Annotated in this window: 15 protein-coding genes and 1 tRNA gene; 4 read left to right on the top strand and 12 right to left on the bottom strand. The window is 62.7% G+C overall.

Going from position 1 to position 18,394, the window contains the following annotated elements:
* Positions 1-162: 162 nt before the first annotated feature.
* The 7 genes from HGSM_RS12950 to HGSM_RS12920 all read right to left on the bottom strand — a co-directional run bounded on the left by HGSM_RS12950 (position 163) and on the right by HGSM_RS12920 (position 7,266).
* Positions 163-1,164 carry an NAD-dependent epimerase/dehydratase family protein gene (locus HGSM_RS12950; protein ID WP_019149195.1) on the bottom strand — a complete coding sequence of 334 codons (1,002 nt, stop codon included), beginning with the start codon at positions 1,162-1,164 and terminating at the stop codon, positions 163-165.
* A gap of 589 nt (positions 1,165-1,753) precedes the next feature.
* Positions 1,754-1,826 (bottom strand) — tRNA-Lys (locus tag HGSM_RS12945).
* Positions 1,827-2,140: 314 nt separating this feature from the next.
* Positions 2,141-2,878, bottom strand: coding sequence for a glycerophosphodiester phosphodiesterase (locus HGSM_RS12940; protein ID WP_019149192.1), 738 nt, complete (start codon positions 2,876-2,878; stop codon positions 2,141-2,143).
* Complete coding sequence (locus HGSM_RS12935; protein ID WP_019149191.1) at positions 2,875-4,245, bottom strand: ABC transporter substrate-binding protein; 1,371 nt, start codon at positions 4,243-4,245, stop codon at positions 2,875-2,877. The genes HGSM_RS12940 and HGSM_RS12935 overlap by 4 nt, the downstream gene beginning before the upstream one ends.
* Before the next feature lie 113 nt (positions 4,246-4,358).
* Complete coding sequence (locus HGSM_RS12930; protein WP_019149190.1) at positions 4,359-5,258, bottom strand: carbohydrate ABC transporter permease; 900 nt, start codon at positions 5,256-5,258, stop codon at positions 4,359-4,361.
* On the bottom strand, positions 5,258-6,313 hold the full coding sequence (locus HGSM_RS12925) for a carbohydrate ABC transporter permease (protein ID WP_019149189.1): 1,056 nt from the start codon (positions 6,311-6,313) through the stop codon (positions 5,258-5,260). Before HGSM_RS12925 ends, HGSM_RS12930 begins: the two co-directional genes overlap by 1 nt.
* Before the next feature lie 239 nt (positions 6,314-6,552).
* Positions 6,553-7,266 carry a M50 family metallopeptidase gene (locus HGSM_RS12920; RefSeq protein ID WP_019149188.1) on the bottom strand — a complete coding sequence of 238 codons (714 nt, stop codon included), beginning with the start codon at positions 7,264-7,266 and terminating at the stop codon, positions 6,553-6,555.
* Between the two features lie 222 nt (positions 7,267-7,488).
* On the opposite strand from HGSM_RS12920, the gene msrB reads away from it, so the two are divergent.
* The 4 genes from msrB to HGSM_RS12900 all read left to right on the top strand — a co-directional run bounded on the left by msrB (position 7,489) and on the right by HGSM_RS12900 (position 10,598).
* Positions 7,489-7,890, top strand: a complete 402-nt coding sequence (gene msrB / locus HGSM_RS12915) for a peptide-methionine (R)-S-oxide reductase MsrB (RefSeq protein ID WP_019149187.1) — start codon at positions 7,489-7,491, stop codon at positions 7,888-7,890.
* The gene (locus tag HGSM_RS12910) at positions 7,887-8,600 is read left to right on the top strand and encodes a hypothetical protein (protein WP_019149186.1); all 714 of its coding nucleotides are present in this window, start codon (positions 7,887-7,889) and stop codon (positions 8,598-8,600) included. Before msrB ends, HGSM_RS12910 begins: the two co-directional genes overlap by 4 nt.
* A 352-nt stretch (positions 8,601-8,952) precedes the next feature.
* On the top strand, positions 8,953-9,573 hold the full coding sequence (locus HGSM_RS12905; protein WP_019149185.1) for a DUF47 domain-containing protein: 621 nt from the start codon (positions 8,953-8,955) through the stop codon (positions 9,571-9,573).
* A gap of 5 nt (positions 9,574-9,578) precedes the next feature.
* Positions 9,579-10,598, top strand: coding sequence for an inorganic phosphate transporter (locus HGSM_RS12900; RefSeq protein WP_019149184.1), 1,020 nt, complete (start codon positions 9,579-9,581; stop codon positions 10,596-10,598).
* A gap of 188 nt (positions 10,599-10,786) precedes the next feature.
* Here HGSM_RS12900 and HGSM_RS12895 read toward each other — a convergent pair whose 3' ends face one another.
* The 5 genes from HGSM_RS12895 to acs form a co-directional block, all read right to left on the bottom strand.
* The gene (locus HGSM_RS12895) at positions 10,787-11,836 is read right to left on the bottom strand and encodes an NUDIX hydrolase (protein ID WP_019149183.1); all 1,050 of its coding nucleotides are present in this window, start codon (positions 11,834-11,836) and stop codon (positions 10,787-10,789) included.
* Positions 11,836-14,154 (bottom strand): RNA degradosome polyphosphate kinase, encoded by a 2,319-nt coding sequence (locus HGSM_RS12890; RefSeq protein WP_019149182.1) that lies wholly within the window; start codon positions 14,152-14,154, stop codon positions 11,836-11,838. The genes HGSM_RS12895 and HGSM_RS12890 overlap by 1 nt, the downstream gene beginning before the upstream one ends.
* Before the next feature lie 39 nt (positions 14,155-14,193).
* Positions 14,194-15,129, bottom strand: coding sequence for a mycothiol synthase (gene mshD / locus HGSM_RS12885; protein ID WP_019149181.1), 936 nt, complete (start codon positions 15,127-15,129; stop codon positions 14,194-14,196).
* A 60-nt stretch (positions 15,130-15,189) separates the two neighbouring features.
* Positions 15,190-16,083: a hypothetical protein gene (locus HGSM_RS12880; protein WP_019149180.1), complete on the bottom strand. Its 894-nt coding sequence runs from the start codon at positions 16,081-16,083 to the stop codon at positions 15,190-15,192.
* A gap of 107 nt (positions 16,084-16,190) precedes the next feature.
* Positions 16,191-18,155, bottom strand: coding sequence for an acetate--CoA ligase (gene acs, locus HGSM_RS12875; protein ID WP_407635115.1), 1,965 nt, complete (start codon positions 18,153-18,155; stop codon positions 16,191-16,193).
* Positions 18,156-18,394 lie beyond the last annotated feature (239 nt).

Below are 18,394 nucleotides of genomic sequence, written 5' to 3'. Positions count from 1 at the left end.
GGAGTCCACCATGTCCCAGTCAATCCCGGAAAAGTGCCCCAAGTGCGGCGGAACAATCCGGCTGACACAGAAGTCAGATCCAGATACCGACTTCTCGCCGCAATCCCACATGGTCTACAAGTGCCCTCGTGGGTGCTTCGAGGTTCCGGCGCAGGGCCAAGCTTAAAGTCGGGCCTCCGCGAGCAGTTCGGCTTCCTGTTCCTGCGTGAGTCCCGATGGGACTCCGTGCTCGCTGGAGTGGGCTAGCGCCCACTCCAGTCCGTCCCGCAGGGTGTCTTGCAGCGGCCGCAGGGCCAGTCCTGCCTCAAGAGCGCGCGCATTCGACCACGCCCCAAATCCGCGCATAGAATCGTCCGCAATCCACAGCGGCAGCGACTTCGTCCCTGCCCATTGGCTGACGCCGCGTTCGCGCAACCATTCGTTCTTCTTCACGACGATCGAGCCGGCAAATCCCGCCACCTCACGTGCGATGGTCAGGTGTTGGGCCAGCGGCGTACTCATGCCCACAGCATTGAACGGACCCGTTGGTGCTTCGGAGCCCAGTTCGGCCAGATTGACTAGCCACTCTGCGAGGTCTCGGACGTCGATGACCGAGGTGGGGAAGTCGGGGTGATCGGGCACGAGGACCGCTCCCTCCGGGTTGGATGGGGAGGCAAAACGCAGCGGCCAGTAGGTTGAGCGGGCGCTTGGGTCGCCGGGGCCGCCGATTAGGCTCGGCCTCACGATCGTGGCGCGGCTTCCGAGGCGTTCCCGGGCTGCGTTCTCGCAGGCTACCTTTGCTGCGCCGTACTCTGCCATGTCGGTGAAGGTATCGGACTCGAGCGGCTCAAATACGGGCGCACTTTCGGTCGGGTTGGCTCCGGAATTGTCGGGGTAGGCGCTGACACTCGAGACGAAGATGTAGCGCTGGGTTGCTTGTGCGAGGTCACGGACTGCGCGCCGCACGTGGCCGGGCTGCATCGCAACGTCGATGACCCCGTCCCACGAGTCCGCCGCGACAGGAGCTAATGCATCGTCCACGTCTCGGTCCGCGTGGACCAAGGTCACGCCCTTGGGAACATCCGTGCCCCGGGCCACGCACGTGACCTCGTGCCCACGCTCGAGCGCTTGCCGCGCGATGTGCCCGCCGAGCCACCCCGTCCCGCCAAGAATCAAGAGCTTCATGCTCCCATCCTCGCGGATCGGCGGCTTCTCGCACCCCGCCCGCGGCACTTTTGCCCCTCTCCCTCCGCGAGTGCCGGGTTTTGTGGTCGAGTGCCGGCCCCGCGTTCCGGCACTCGACCCCAAAACCCGGAACTCAACCCGTTCAAGCACCGCGAGTCGACCCTTGTCGACCGCGCGCTCAACTTTTGGCTTCCGCTCGTCTACGTGCAACCCCCAAGTCTCGCGAGTGCCGCTCACCTGCAGTGAGTGCCGTCGCCGCGGGGCGGCACTCAACCCATATGAGCGGCAGTCACGTGGGGAAGGGGCGGGTGAGGTTGAAGGGAGGCGCTGGCAGAGCGGTGAGAGATGCGGAGTCGGACGGTATGGCGGGGGTTAAAGGAGAGCCGCTGGCATGGTGGGGGTATGAGGCCGGCGGCTGGGAGTGATAATTGGTGCGGTAAGCCTGCAGAGTTAGACCGCGCTTAGGGGCCTGCGAACGGGCGAGCGTCAGAAACCTTGCCCCAATTTTGCCCCAACTTCCCTGTGGTGACCCGCAAACTGAGAAAGCCCGGTCCGACGTTTGTTCACGTCAGACCGGGCTTTCCGGTTGTGGGCCCTGCGGGGCTCGAACCCGCGACCCGCGGATTAAAAGTCCGATGCTCTACCAACTGAGCTAAAGGCCCACTGGGGTTGATGATCAACCACCAAGAATCAAGGATACGCAATCCCACCCTGAAACTGAAAACCGGAACCTGTGAGGTTGTTCGAAGGGTCCGTCCTCGGAAGGTACCGATCCGGCGCAGTAACGCCGGACTGGTGCGAAGTTACGCTTGAGCTGTGATGCGGCCGGCAATCGCGGTAGGCAGATAACCGGCCGGCAATCAAAGTAGCGCAGGTTGCCGATCCGGCGCAGCAACGCCGGATCGGCAGCGGCCGAGCGTCGGGCGAGATTCGCCCGACGAGGTGGGGCCGACACGGTGCTAGACCATGCGCGAGGCTACGCGCGAGCGGCGAACCAGCCCGCGAGGGCGTCGGGACGGTCGGTGATGATGCCGTCCACGCCGAGCTCAACCAGGCGCTCCCATTGGGCTGGATCATTCGCGGTCCACACCTGGGTCTTGATGCCTGCAGCATGGAGTTCCGAAACGAACTCGGGGTTAGCAAGCAGCCAGTCCACGTCCGGGTTGATCGTGTAGATGCCGGCTTGGCTGGCCAACTCGATCAGTCCGTCGAAGCCCGACTCGATGAGAACCCCACGGCGAGTCTCGGGGCAAACAGCCAGCAGCGATTCCACGGTTTCCCGCATGAAACTCTGCAGAATGGTACGGTCCAACAGTCCGCGCGAAGTAACTGCCTCCACAACTGGGCGGACCTGGTCTACCGTCCACGTGCCCTTGAACTCGAGGAGGATCTCGATCGAGTCATCTAGGGCGATAAGGTCCGCGAACTGCTCGAACGTGGGCACCTTGACCCCAGCGAATGCCGGGTGGAACCACGATCCTGCATCGAGCTGCTGGATCTCAGCCGCAGTAAAGCCAGCCACGTGGCCAGCGCCAGATGTGGTGGCGTCGAGGGTATCGTCGTGAATCACCATGGCCACGCCGTCACTGGAGAGGACTACGTCCATTTCGATGCTGCCAGCCCCCGCCTTTACGGCGGACGCAAATGCGGGCAGGGTGTTCTCAGGCGCTACGGACTTGTTGCCGCGGTGCGCGATGATCTGGGGAAGGCTCACAGGTATGGTTCCACGTTCTCTTTGTAGGCCTGCTCAAGACGAGGCGTGATAGCCGCGAAAGCGTCCTTGGCAGGGGTGTTCTTGAGGATGATCTGCTCTATGCCCTCGGTCAGGATCTGGTCACCGGAAGGTACAAACACGCGGACCCAGTCCTGGGTGCGGGTCTTGGTCTCCAACTGCTCCACGGCCGTCTTGTACAGCGGGATCTCTTGGTACAACTTTGTCATAGTCTCGCCGGTCATGGCAGACGAGCGCACCGGCATGTAACCGGTGCCCTTCGAGAACTCGGCGGTGTTCTCCGCGTTGGTCAGGAACGCGAGGAACTGAGCTGCAGCGAGCTGCTGCTCAGGGGAGCGAGACGATGGGATCGCGAGTCCAGTACCTCCGGTTGGAACGCCGGGGCCGACAGGGCCGTCTGGAAGGAAGGCTGCTCCGACCTCGAAGTTTGCGGCGTCAAGGATGCCCTTGAGCGAGCCGGTTGAGCCGAGGAAGCAGCCGAAGAACCCTGCGGCAAAGTCAGCCTGAGTGTCGTTGCCGATGGATGCAAACTTGTTGTCGTTGTACAGCGCGCGGACCCATTCACCGGCCTCGATGGCCTCCGGGGTATCCAGTGTGACGGTCCAGTCCTTCGACCACGAAGCGCCGCGGCCCCACATGATGTTGGACATCCACCACGCTGACCACGAGGTGCCGACGCCCATGCCGAGTGGTGCTCCATCGGATGGCAGAACTGCGGCGAGCTTTGGTGCCCACTCCTCGAACTCAGCCCACATAGCAGGGCCACGGTCTGGGAGTCCGGCCTTCTTGAACACATCCTTGTTGTAGTAGAACAGCGGCGTGGAACGAGCGTACGGCGCCGCATAGTGGGAGCCCTCGAACTCGTAGTCGTTGAATAGGGTGGTGTTGAAGTCCGCGGTGTCCGCCTTGAGGTAGTCAAACACCGAGTCCAGAGGCATGATCTGGCCGTTGAGGAAGTAACGGAACCACCACACGTCGGACGCGATGACTAGGTCCGGGAGCGAGTCGGTGCCGGAGGCGGCTTGAAAGCGCTGGGCAACCTCGTCATAGTTGGCGCCCGCAGTCACGAGTTTGACAGCGATTCCTGTCTCCGCGGTGAACTTAGCGATGAGGCCTTCCTCGATCTCCTTGGAGCTCCCAGGGTGGTTGGACCACCAGGTGATTTCCTTGGCGGGAACTACATTGGCCCAGTCGACGTCGGTCTTCTGGTTGTTCTTGAGGTTGTCACCGGTGGCTGGGCCCGAGCAGGCTGCCAGCGCGGCGGCGAGGCTGCCGACGCCCATAGCAGCGAGCACCGAACGGCGCGAAACTTGGGCGTCTACGATCTTTCCAAAAGCTGAGGTAGGCAAGACATTCTCCAAAATGAATGTGGTGTCGTAATGAGGCGGTGGTGCGGGATGAAACGTGCGATGAAACGTTCGGTGGTGCAAGTGGTGGAACGGGTAGTGCAGGAAGCTGGCGGTCAGCCGGTCACCGCACCTGCAGTGAGTCCGGCCACCAGCCGGCGCTGCAGGACGAGGAAGACCACGAGCATGGGGAGCGTGACCAGAACGGTGGCGGCCATCAGGACGCCCCAGTTGTTCATACCGTCAACGTTCTGCAGGAGGGTGAGCCCTAGCGGGAGGGTCATCATCTCTGCGTTGTCGATGACGAGGAACGGCCACAGGTAGTCGTTCCACTCGGCCACGAGGGACACGAGTAGAACGGCCGAGATTGTTGGGTAGGACATAGGCACAACAAACGCCCACAGCCTGCGCCAGTGTCCGGCCCCGTCGAGTGACGCGGCTTCAAGGACCGAGCCGGGCAGCGAGAGGAAGTGCTGGCGGAACAAGAAGGTGCCAAACGCGGAGGCGAGCCCGGGGACCAGAATTCCCTGGTAGGTGTTGAGCCAGCCGAGTTGGGAGACCAGCGTGTAGTTCGGAATGATCGTGATCTGCTGTGGCACGAGCAGCGTAAACAGCACGATCGTGAACATGATCTTCTTGTACGGGAACTCGATGAACACAAGCGCGTACGCACAGGTCAAGCCGAGGATTACCTTTAGCCCCGCGCCCACAACAGTCAGCATCACCGAGTTCAGGAACAGCCTGCCAATGGGGAGAGTCTGGGCAACGTGCGCGTAGTTTGCGCCGTCAAAGCTCTCTGGCAGCCACTGCAGCGGCATCGAGTAGAGCTCGTTTGGCTGCTTGAAGCTGGCAAACACCATCCAGATCAGCGGAACGGACATGACCAGAACCGCGAAGATGAGGGTGACGTAGCCGCCCGCATCGAGTAGGTGGGAGCGTTTTCCCAGCCCAAAGTTGCCATCATTGCGAGCGGATGGGCGGCGGGTGCGTGGCGGGTTTACGGTGAGCGCGACCATCAGTAGTGCACCTTCTTTTCAACGTACTTGAGTTGGACCACGGTCACGACGAGCAGGATGAGGAACAGCACGGTGGCCGCCGCGGAGGCGTATCCTGCACGGCCGTTCACGAAGCTCTCCTGGTAGATCTGGTACATCAGCGTTGTGGTGGAACCGAGCGGCCCACCTTGAGTCATCGCGTGGATGAGGTCGAATGACTGCAGGGAAGACAGCAGCGTGGTGATGGTGAGGAAGAAGGTGGTGGGGCCGAGCAGTGGGAGCGTGATGGAGCGCAGCACTCGGGACTTGGAGGCACCGTCGAGAGAAGCCGCATCGTAGATGTCCTGGGGCACTGCCTGCAGGCCGGCCAGGTAGATGAGGGCGACATACCCGAGGTTCTTCCACAGGTAGACGATGATGACCATGATCAGCGCCCACGGCGAGGAGTTGTACCAGTCCGGGGAAGTGATACCGAACCAGCCGAGCGCAGTCCCGAGCAGGCCGTAGCGAGGGTCAAAGATGTAGAGCCACAGAATTCCGACCGCGATTCCAGAGAGCACGTAGGGTGCGAACGCAACGGTGCGGGCGATCCCTCGGCCCTTGAGCTTGCGGTTCAGCAGCAGAGCGAGGGCGAGTCCGAGGACGAGCGCTCCACCCACGGTGGCGATAGTGAACACCGCGGTGTTGAGCATGACCGTGGCGGTCTTAGGGCTAGTGAAGAACTCCACGTAGTTCTGCAGGCCCACGAACCGGGCGCTTGGTGAGCCGATGTTCCACTGCAGCGTGGAGAACTTGAACGACTCCAGCAGCGGCTTGTAGGTGAACACGAGGAGCAACGCCAGGTTTGGTCCGGCAAGGGCCAGGAACGTCAGGTACTGCTTCCATTTCCTTACATCGAACTGCTGGGCCTTGCGGGTTGCGGTGCGCGGCTGGTCGCCCGTGGGACGGCCAGGAGTCCCGCCCTGCGAGAGGCCGGATGCGCCGGCGATACCAGCGGATCCAGCCGTCCCAGCCGTTTCTGGCTGTGGCGCTGAAGTGTATGAAGTTATCGGTTCCGTTGTGGTCGGGGCCGTCATGTTGTGCTCCAGATGTAGGTGCTTCTGAAGCAAACGTAGGCGTCAAAAACCGGTCTTTTGGCCGTTCGGGTGGACTTTAATCTACTGTTCGCGCAGTGTTACCCGGGCCTGCTTTTTACCGGAACCAAAAGTTAATCGGGTCATCGCGGGTTCACCGAGTGGCCAGCGGCCCCGCTTCACCGCGTGGCCAGCGGCCCTGGCACTCAGCCCGGCCCGCCGCCCCGCCTCACAGCCCCGCCTCACCGCAGGATCAGGTATCCCAGTCCGATTCCGCCGAGCGTCACCACGAGGAACAGGAACAGCCACACGCCAGCGGGCAGCCACGTGATCCTAGCGAGGGCGTCGGCATCGCTCGTGCGCGCACGCCCAGACCTGCGCTGACGAATCAACTCGAACACCGGACGCGGCGCCCCCAACAAGAAAAGCGCCACCAGTGAGTACGCCAGGTACACGCGGAACGGGTCCGGGGCGAACCACGCAACCGCCCCCACGAGCACTCCCGTAGCCACAAGCGACCACGCACCAAACAGGTTGCGAATCTTGAACAGCATGAGGACCAGAATCACCACAAAAGCCCACACCCACGCGAGCGTGTACCCCTTGGACACGACCCACGCGGCCGCAAGCCCCAGCACGGTTGGCCCCACATAGCCCGCGAACGCGGTCAGGATCATCCCAAACCCGCGCGGTTTGCCCCTCGACACCGTCAGCCCAGACGTGTCCGAATGCAGCGTGATCGAGTTCAGTTTGCGCCCCGAGATCAGCGCAGCAAAAGCGTGCGCGCCCTCGTGCACGATCGTGATGACGCCGCGCAGCAGCACCCAGGTGGGCTGGAAAACGATCAGCGCCACAACCACGCCCGCCAGCACTGCGAGCTGCAGTTGGCCCAGCGGTTCGGTGGGTGTCGACATCTGGTTCCACAGGTCGCCAAGGACAGAGAGTTGTTCGTTCACGCCCCGATTCCATCACAACTTCTTGGGAGCGCCCTGCAACCAGCCCCGGCGCCGGCACGGGAAGAAGTCCCTCCCGCCCCCCCCCCAGCGCTGCTGGGGTGGGGCCGGGTCGGGACCACGATCGTCGTGAAGCAGTTACACCCAGCGCGAAGCGCTGGAATAGGGTGGGTCGCGGGCACGTTTTACCCAAGGACCAATTGATTTTCGACGAGAGGGCTGGTCATGTCGTACAAGGTCACCAAAACTGATGAAGAGTGGCGTAAGGAGCTGAGCCCGCAGGAGTATTCGGTTCTGCGGCAGGCAGGAACCGAGCGGCCGGGCTCGGGCGAGTTGCTGCATGAGGAGCGCACGGGTGTGTACTCATGCCGCGCTTGTGGCGCGGAGCTGTTCCGCTCTGAAACCAAGTTTGACGCGCACTGTGGCTGGCCCTCGTTCTTTGAACCGGGCGCCACAGACGCGGTGGAACACCACACCGACACCACCTTTGGGATGGTCCGCACCGAGGTGCTGTGCGCAACGTGCGGTTCGCACCTGGGGCACGTCTTCGATGATGCACCGCAAACCCCCACGGGCAACAGGTACTGCATGAACTCGGTGTCCCTCACGTTCGAAGAGGCCAAGTGACCTCAACGCCTGGGGCCTCCCAACGGTGGCTCCCCAGGGCTGGTCGCCCGAGGCGACCCGCCCAACTTGATCGCGCCACCGCCGAGGAAATCGGCGGCGGCATCGACCCGCAGACTCTTGGCGCCATCGCGCACATGACCGCGGACGTGGTGGTGCGGCGAGGACGGGCTTCGGCGGACCCGGACGTGCTCGAACGCCTCATCACGCTCGTGGACCGCGAGGGAATCGACGCGGTTGCGGGCCTGTGGGCCGACTCGCCCTCCAACACGCTGCCCGGAGCACTGTGGCGGATGTACCAGCTGCGGGACTGGGTGCGCAGTTCGCCGCGCACCTTTGCCTTGCACTACCGAATGGGCATGGACACGGCGCCCGTCGAGCACGCGGTAGCAGGAGCCAGTGAACCTCCGGCGCCGGACGACGTGGTGGCGCTCGCGGACCAGGTGCTCGCCGGGGTGTTTGCTGGCGAACTGGACGTTGCCCTAGATCGCGCGGCGGCGTTCTGCCGGGTCGTGGCCACGGGCGCAACGCACGACGCCGACTCACTGGACGCGAGCGGCTCCGCTCCGGATTCCCATGAACGTCGCGGGACCGGACTGGGCAATCCTGCCCAGGCGGTTCGCCGTATAGTCTCAAGTGCCCGCACGCTCGCGCGGACCGCGGAGGACCTCCAAGAGGCCGCTGCACTGTGGCGAACAAGACGGCTGGACTAGGTGCTTCGACTGCACCAGGATGCACGAAACCGGTAGAATAAACGAGCGAACGTCAGACTGCGGTAGCCCCGGGCTCCAACTTCAGCCGCTACGAGCGGCCCCGCGCCGAGAGGCGCTCCCGGTCTGGCGTTCGTTTTTCTGCCCCATTGTGAAATTGCAGACTCCCAGCTTGGGACACAGGGCCTAACTGCGGCCCGTTTCCGCCGGTGGAGGCTGTGTTGCGTTCAGCAAATTGCAAGTTTCATTCCCCCAAGGGTTGAGTGGTTTCACTGAACCTGCCCTAGTCTGGTAATGATCAACGATCCTAAGTTGCGTTTCCCGCAACCCTTAGTTAACCCATACGGAGCATGCTGTGCGCTTTAGCTTGACCCCGCGCGATACGTCTTTCTACGACCTCCTCGCGGAACAGGCCAGTCACCTTGTAACTGGCGCCAATCTTCTCGGTGAACTGCTTGGAGCAACCAAGTCCGAACGCAAGGCGATCGGCAAGCGAATCAGTGAAGCCGAGCACGACGCCGACGACGCGACCCACGCCATCATGCGCCGACTCAACTCGACCTTTGTCACGCCGCTCGACCGCGACGACATTGCAGGACTGTCGTCAGCGCTCGACGACTGCATGGACTACATGGAAGAGGCCGCAGACCTCATCGTCCTGTACAAGCTCGACGAAATCCCAAACAAAGTCTCCGACCAGATCGCTGTCCTGCAGCGCTGCGCCGAGCTGACCGTTGACGCGATGCCAAAACTCCGCGCCATGGGTGACCTCGAAGAGTACTGGGTTGAGATCAACCGCCTCGAGAACCAGGCCGACAAGGCACACCGCAAGCTCCTTGCGCAGATGTTCGATGACGTGAAGGACCCGATTCAGCTCATGAAGCTGAAGGAGGTAGTCGAAACCCTGGAAGACGCAGCCGACGCGTTCGAGACTGTCGCCAACATGGTTGAGACCATCGCTCTCAAGGAGTCCTGAACCACGTGGAAATCGCGCTCGCCGTTATCGTCGTCGTGCTCGCACTGAGCTTCGACTTCACGAACGGCTTCCATGACGCGGCCAACGCCATTGCGACATCAGTGTCGACCAGGGCGCTCACGCCGCGTGCGGCACTCATACTCGCCGCAGTTCTGAACTTCGTAGGTGCGATGCTTGGAACGACCGTGGCAAACACGATCGCCCACGACATCGTCCATCTCGACGAGGCCACCCAAACCACGGGATCAGGGCACCTAGCGCTGGTCATCATCGTGGCCGCGCTCATCGGCGCGATCGTATGGAACCTCATCACCTGGTGGTTCGGCCTGCCCTCGTCCTCGACCCACGCGCTCATTGGTGGTCTGGTTGGTGCGGGTCTCGTGGCTAACATCGGCGTGTTCTGGGACCACGTTGTAGCCAAGGTCGTCGTCCCGATGATCGTGTCCCCACTCATCGGTTTCTTCGGCGCATACATCGTCATGGTTGGTGTCCTGTGGCTCCTGCGAAAGGCCTCACCCAACAAGGTGAACCGCCGCTTCCGCATCGCCCAGACCGCATCCGCAGCAGCACTTGCTCTCGGTCACGGTCTGCAGGACGCACAGAAGACCATGGGTGTCATGTTCATGGCCGCCTACACGGTTGGCTGGTCGGACCCGAACCACGGCATCCCACTGTGGATCAAGGTAGCAGCAGCAGCCGCAATCTCACTGGGTACCGCAGCCGGTGGTGGACGCATCATGCGTACGCTCGGCCGCAAGATCATCCAGGTCGACCCTGCTCGCGGCTTCGTGGCAGAATCGGTCTCCGCACTGGTCCTCTACGTCATGGCAATGGGCATGCACGCTCCAGTGTCCACGACCCACACTGTCACCACCGCAATCATGGGTGTTGGCGCGACCAAACGCCTCTCCGCAGTGCGTTGGGGAATGGCCAAGACCATCCTCCTCGCGTGGGTACTGACTCTCCCCGCGGCCGCAACCGTGGCGGGACTGTTCTTCTTGGTGCTCCGACCTCTACTTGCGTAGCGGCGCTCTAAAACATAAGTACAACGGCTCGGGCCGGCAGAAGTTACGCTTCTGCCGGCCCGAGCCGTTGTTTGTGGTGAACCGCGATGGAACGCGCCCACGCGAGATGGGCAGGGGAGGCAACCACGATCGTCGAAAATCAGGTGGTCCGATAGGACCACGATGGCTCTCGGGCCACACCGAATCCGTCAGTGCAGAGCAGGTCTGATCGTCTCAACGCCCACGATCTTAGGGGCCTCGCCCTCAGCGCGTGCTGGGATGACGTGCGCAATGACCACCTGGCCGGGGGACAGGTACGGGTCATCCTTGGGGTAGGCCGCGCGGACGGACTTGTTGGGTGTCAGCGCCGCCATCGCCTTGAACAGGGTGGGCAGGACGGGCCGGTGTGTGCACAGCAGGGAAGTTTTGGAACTCGCCACCAACTGGTTCACGGCGGCAATCACGGCCTTAGGATTGCGCTCGTGGCTCGCCTCGGTAAACAGTTCAGACAAGCCGCCATGCACGCCAGCAGCACGCACATACGGCGCTGTGGTGGCCGCGCAGCGGGCCCACACGCTGGACACCACGTCAGAGATACCAAACGCCGCAAAGACGGGCACAAGCGCCTCAGACTGGGCGACACCCAGTGGGGTTAGCGGCCGAGTGGCCTCAGGACCGTTCCACTGAGCGCGGGCGAGCGCCTTGCCGTGGCGGGCGATCGCAACCACGTGCGTATCCAGTTCGCCCTTGTCGTAGGCGTCCACCAGCGCGGTCAACGGAATCTTGTCAGCGGCCCGGCTCAGGCGCTTGGCAGCTTCCTTGACGGTGCACCACTCGGACCGGTCCACCTCAGCGGCGTTCACTGGCGCCACGGGAGGCCGGGCTACCACGGACGGCTCGGTCTTGGACACCTGACGCGCGGCCCAGTAGTGCACGCGCTTGAGCTCGCCCTCGGGGGTTATGTACTGCAGGCCAGGAAGCGCAATGCCCAGCACGATGTACTTGCCGGTCTCTTCCTTGACCTCGCGGACAGCGGCCGCGGCGAGAGTCTCACCGAGGTCAACCTTGCCCTTAGGCCACGACCAGTCGTTGTACTTGGGCCGGTGGATGAGCTTGACCTGCAGCGCCCCGTCGTGGACGCGCCACACGAGCGCGCCCGCGCATTCGATGACGGGTGTGCTTTCGAGAGCGGGGCTACCCACGCCGGTGATACCGCGTGCGCGCCCGCCCTGAACCTTCTTCAGTGGAGCTGAACTCACTATCTTCCTAGAGTCAGGCGCTTGCGCTGGCGGGTGATCAGCTCGACCTGAAGGTCAGCGAGCTGCTCCCCATTCTCGTCAACGTTTCGGCGAGACCACGTGTTGTCTGGGCCGAGGTGCCACGTGGCGACCTCGTCCGACATGGAGCGGTCCAGGAGCGCGATAAGTCCTTGGATCTGGGTTTCGTCCCCCAGGGACACGAGTGCCTCCACGCGACGAATGAGGTTGCGGTGCATGAGGTCTGCGGACCCAATGAACACGTCTGGCAGGCCCGGAACGCTCACCGAGCCGGGGAGGTAGTGCTCCTCGTCTCCCGTAGAGCCCAGCGAGTTCGCGAAAGCGAACACGCGCGAGTGCTCAAGGAACCGGCCCAGAATCGAGCGTACCGTGATGTTCTCGCTCAGCCCTGGGACTCCCGGACGCAGCGCGCAGATTCCGCGCACCACGAGCTCCACGGTCACGCCGGCCTGGGACGCCCGGTACAGGGCGTCGATGGTCTGCTCATCCACAATGGAGTTGACCTTGATCTTGATCCACGCAGGAAGTCCGCGACGTGCGGCCTCAGCCTCACGGTCAATGCGAGCGATGAGCCCGGTGCGGACAGTGCGTGGTGCTACCAAGAGACGGTGGAACTGGGACTGCGGCGCGTACCCCGAAAGCTGGTTGAACAGTCGGGTGAGGTCCTGTCCCACGTCCGGGTCGCTCGTGAGCAGGCCGAGGTCCGTGTACTGGCGCGCAGTCTTGGGGTTGTAGTTTCCGGTGCCCACGTGGCAGTAACGTCGCAGGCCATCGGCCTCCTGACGGACCACCAGGGAAAGCTTGCAGTGGGTCTTGAGCCCCACGATTCCGTACACCACGTGAACGCCGGCCTGCTCGAGCTTGCGGGCCCACGAGATGTTGTTCTGCTCGTCAAAGCGTGCCTTGATCTCCACGAGCGCCAGGACTTGCTTGCCGGCCTCTGCCGCGTCGATCAGAGCGTCCACGATCGGGGAGTTTCCGGACGTGCGGTACAGCGTTTGCTTGATGGCCAGCACGTTCGGGTCAGCGGCTGCCTGCTCCAGGAAGGTCTGCACGGATGTGGAGAACGAGTCATACGGGTGGTGCAAGAGGATGTCGTTGCGGCGGATCTCCTCAAAGATGTCCGTGGGGGTCGCGGATTCCACGGCTGCTAGAAGCTTGTTCGTGGTAGGCACGAAGGCAGGGAAGTGCAGGTCAGGGCGGTCGAGGTCCGCGATCAGGTGCAGACCCGTCAGGTCGATAGGCGCTGGAAGTGTGTAGACCTCTTCCTCCGTGATGCCCAACTCACGCATGAGCAGGCGACGGATGCGGTTGGACACGCCCTTGGCCAGCTCGAGGCGGACGGGCGGGCCGAACTTGCGGCGCAGCAACTCCTTCTCCATGGCTTGGAGCAGGTTCTCGGCGTCGTCCTCCTCGACCTCCACGTCCTCATTTCGGGTCACACGGAACGTGTGATACTCCAACACGTCCATACCCGGGAACAAATAGTCGAGGTGGTGCGCGATGATGTCCTCGAGTGGGACAAACGAGGTCGCGCCCTTTTCCAGGGTCTGTGTGTCGGGTGCGCTCGGGCGGCCCTTGGCGTCCACGGCAATGAAGCGTGGCAGCAGCGGTGGGACCTTCACTCGCGCAAAGTGCTCCTTGCCGGTGGCCGGGTTGGAGAGCATGATCGCGAGGTTAAGGGAAAGCCCGGAAATGTATGGGAACGGGTGCGCAGGGTCCACCGCGAGCGGCGTCAGCACAGGGAAGATCTGCTTGCGGAAGAACTTGTGCAGGCGATCGCGCTCCTGCTCGGAGAGGTCGTCCCAGCGCACAATCGTGACGCCCTCGTCTGCTAGGGACGGTGTCAGAGTCTGCTCGAACAGTTTGGCGTGGCGTGACATGAGCGCCTGTGCGCGCTCCGAAATCGCCTCCAGCGTCTGGCGTGGACTCATTCCTGACGCCGAGGTCACGGCCAGCCCCGTAGCGATACGGCGCTTAAGGCCGGCAACACGCACCATGAAGTATTCGTCCAGGTTCGACGCAAAGATCGCAGCAAAGCGCACTCGCTCAAGCAGCGGCAGCGTCTTGTCCTCGGCGAGCTCTAGAACACGCTCGTTGAACGACAACCACGAGAGCTCACGGTCCGCGAATCGATCGTCCGGGAGTGGCTCAAGATCGCCACTCTCCTTGAGGTCTTCGATGTCCGCAATGTGCTCGGCAATGTGGGCCGCGAGGCCTTCTTTGCTGGCAGGTGGAACCTCGAGTACCGGGTCGGTCTCAGTTTCGCTGGATGAGTCGGTGGACGCGCTGAAAGTCATGTCTCCATGGTGCCATCTACCGGCACCAATGGGGGAGGGTTAGGGGCGCGTTTGCCTAAACTTTATGTGCCGTTCAACTTCCGTGAATCCGAACCTGCTGTAGAGCGCGAGCGCGGCGGCATTATCGGCCTCAACGTAGAGGTCAGCGGCAGTGCGGCCACGCTCGCGGAGAGTATTTAGGCTTGACTCCAAGAGGCTCATTCCGAGCCCCGAACCCTGAGCGTTTGGCACGACGCCCAGCGCGTAGATTTCGCCCGTTTCCTGGCCCGGTTCAAGCTTGAGCCAGGAGAACCCTGCGATCTCGGTGCTGCCCGCGGTGCTGCCCGCGGTGCTTTCCCCGGTGGTTGCGCGTTCCGCGAGCAGGAACGTGCTCGCGTCAAACCACGGCTCGCGCTTGCGCGCTTCGAGGTCCGCCCGCGTCATTTTGCCCTGTTCCGGGTGCCAGCTGAACGCCTCGGCATTGGCTTTCAACCATTCCTCTTCGTCCTGATTTTCGACGAAATGGCGCGTCCCTTCAGCGCGTGCGCTCCCGGCGTGGTCGCTCAGGCTGCGCCGCAGGCGCAGGAGTGTGCGGGAGGGCGTGAATCCGTTCGCGGTGAGGATCTCAATCGACTGCGCGCTCGGCGCGTGGGTCCAGAGGCTGAAGCTCGCGTCGTTCTCTTGGGCGACGTAGGCACCGGCTTCAAGGAGACGGCGTTCAAGGCCGCGTCCGGCCGCATCGGGGTGGACTGCCATTTCAAGGGAGATCTCGTCCTCGTTGGACAGGTCCATCTGGCCGTAAGCAACGAGAGCATTGTCTTCAGTTGCCATGATGTGGGCCACGTGAACGCGCGGTTCCATGAGCCAAAGCATGGGTTGCTCAGAGATCGGGGAAACGCCCCTCTGCGCGGTCACGGCCGACACGAGGTCCTTGACCGCGAGGGCAGATTCAACCGAGAGAGGGCCGACAGCAGTCAGCAGCCTAATGGTGTCCATTTCTTGATTCCACCACTGATCGGCGTGCGGCACTATGGCTACACGCCGGGCGCGGGTGGACTATCGCCTGTCGTCTTGGTCTCGTCGCTGCGCTTCCGCGGAAGATTCCGCGATCTTAAGCATCGCGGGCAACTGGGAGATGACCGAGTGGTACGAGCCGTGCTGAGGGTCGAACTGCACTGCGGAGGCTTCGAATCCGGGGTGCGTCATGAGCTCGACGGCCTTAGCCGGAGTCATGGCAAAGACCTGTTCGAGCTGGCCCATACCGCGCAGCGCAGCGTACTCGCCGGCGCGCTTTGGAGTGGTGAAGGCCAGGACCGTCGCGCCAGCCTCGCTGAGTACTGCGAATGGCTGCATGTTCTCGCCCTCGCCCACGGGCACGAAGTACCACTCGTCGAGGAGCAGGGTTGCGATCCACAGCGCCGAGATCGCCTGGAGGTTGTTGACGTCGGAACGTGCGTAGTAGGCCAGAACGTCGATATCGGACTCGGGAGCCTTGTGCTGGCCGCCAACAATGCGTCCCTCACCGGACTCCACGTAGCCCTCCGCGAGCTGTTGGAGCACGGTGGGCATGACCGCGAATGGTTCGTTCTGCGGGTTGAAGACCACGAGGTTTACGCCGGACTTTTCCAGTTCCTCTGCCGAGGTGATCATGGAGCCAGGTGCGGATGAGTACACGCGATCCTTGCCGCCAAAGTCCTTAGAAAACTCGATGGCACGGTCGGCGTCAGTAAACGCCGGGAGGATGATGTTGTCGCCGTCCTTGAGGAGGATCGGGGTCACCTGAGTGGAGTCATCCTTGATGAAGAACCAGCGCTCGAGCGGCAGGACCTCGCGCCACAGGTCGCGCCAGTCGTTCTCCTGCTGTGCGCGTCCACTCTCGGTAGAGCGTGCTGCACGAGCAAGGGTGTCGATCAGGGCGGCGCGGTTGTCCTCGAAGGTCTGGTCTACCATGGCAAATCCTCTAAGAATGGTTTTGGGGCGGAATCCCAAGAGGGAAACCACCCCAAAACCTTACCTTCCTCAGAAGGTGGAACTCCACGAATGTGGCGTGGATCAGGTTACGCCTGTGGCTTGCCTGGAGTTCCCGAGAGCTCACTCGCGATCAGATCCATCACGGACGAGTCCGCCAGAGTGGTGGCATCTCCCACCGCTCGGTTCTCTGCGACATCGCGAAGAAGTCGGCGCATAATCTTGCCGGAACGGGTCTTAGGAAGTTCCGGAACCACAAGGATCTTGCGCGGCTTGGCGATGGGGCCGATTTCCTTAGCCACGTGGTTGCGCAGTTCCTCCTGGATCTGGGCGACGCCTTCCGGAGTCGCACCTTGGTCAGCACTCTGCTCGCGCAGGATGACAAACGCGACCACTGCCTGCCCTGTGGTGTCGTCTGCGGCTCCGACCACTGCCGCTTCTGCGACGATGTCGTGCGAGACCAAAGCGGACTCAATCTCCATAGTGGACAGGCGGTGACCCGACACGTTCATGACGTCGTCTACTCGGCCAAGGAGCCAGATGTCCCCGTCCTCGTCCTTTTTGGCGCCGTCGCCGGCAAAGTACAGGCCGTCGAATCGGGACCAGTAGGTGTCCTTGAAACGTTCGAGGTCGCCCCAGATACCACGGAGCATTGCGGGCCACGGCTCGGACAGCACGAGGTACCCGCCCGAACCATTAGGCACGGACTCAGCGGAGTCGTTGACTACGTCCGCAGAGATGCCCGGTAGTGGGCGCTGGGCCGAACCCGGCTTGGTTGCGGTCACTCCGGGGAGCGGCGAGATCATGATCGCGCCGGTCTCGGTCTGCCACCAGGTGTCCACGATCGGAGCTTTGTCGCCGCCGATAACACGCCGGTACCACATCCACGCCTCGGGGTTGATGGATTCGCCAACGGAGCCGAGTACGCGAAGAGAGGTCAGATCGTACTTGTTGGGGATGTCCTCGCCCCACTTCATGCAGGTACGGATCGCGGTAGGGGCGGTGTAGAACAGCGAGACCTTGTATTTCTCGATGATCTCCCACCAACGACCTTGGTGCGGCGAGTCGGGCGTGCCCTCGTAGATGACCTGGGTAGCACCATTGAGCAGTGGTCCGTAAACAACGTACGAGTGACCGGTAACCCAACCGATGTCGGCTGTGCACCAGTACACGTCGGTCTCTGGCTTGAGGTCGAACACGTTGAAGTGCGTGTATGCGGTCTGAGTTAGGTAGCCGCCCGTGGTGTGCAGGATGCCTTTGGGATTTCCCGTGGTCCCCGAGGTGTAGAGGATGAAGAGCGGGTGCTCCGCGTCAACCCACACAGGAGTGTGTTCGACGTCGGCGGACTCCATGAGGTCGTTCCACCACACATCGCGCCCCTCCACCATGGTGGTCTCCTGGCCAGTGCGCGCGACCACGACCACGTGCTCGACGGGCGAGCCTTCCGCAGCTACTGCCTCATCCACGGCTGGCTTGAGCGCTGACGGCTTGCCGCGGCGGAATCCACCGTCCGCGGTGATGACGACCTTCGCACCTGCATCCGCGATGCGTGAGCGGAGTGCATCGGACGAGAATCCACCGAAGACCACGGAGTGTGGAGCACCAAGGCGTGCACACGCGAGCATCGCGACGACTGCCTCAACGATCATGGGGAGGTAGATGACCACGCGGTCACCGGTCTGGACTCCGATGCTTGCAAGGGCGTTTGCTGCGCGATTGACCTCGCGCTGAAGGTCCGCATAGGTGACGGTACGGGTGTCGCCGGGCTCTCCCTCAAAGTGGAGGGCAACTCGGTCTCCGTTGCCTGCGGCGACGTGGCGGTCCACAGCGTTGTACGCTGCGTTGAGTTTTCCGTCCGCGAACCACTTGGCAACGGGAGCTTCGGACCAGTCAAGAGTCGTAGTGAAAGGAACCTTCCACGTCACGTGCTTACGGGCCTGGTCCGCCCAGAACTCAAGGCGATCGGCGCTCGCGGCCTGGTACATGTCAGCTTGAGCGTTCGCCTGCGCCGCGAACTCAGGGCTTGGCGGGAAAGCTCGGGTCTCGTGCAGCATGTTTTCCAGTGCGGGCGACTGGTTATTAGTGGTCACAGTAAACTCCATACGCATCGTCATTGGTGCCGGGACCTAAGTCCCTCGGTAGAGTCTAGTGTGGCGCGAGGCACAATCACAGTCTGAAATGTGAATGCCTCACAACGTGGACAACTAAAAACCGGGGACCAGCCGTTGCGGCCTCCGAGGGGCCGAACGAGATGCGCAACTATTGACCGAGAGACGACCGCTGGACGGGCCGA

Origin of the sequence: Timonella senegalensis JC301 (genome assembly GCF_000312125.1) — a bacterium.
Classification (GTDB): domain Bacteria; phylum Actinomycetota; class Actinomycetes; order Actinomycetales; family Cellulomonadaceae; genus Timonella; species Timonella senegalensis.
This window is presented reverse-complemented; position numbering and strand designations above follow the sequence as displayed.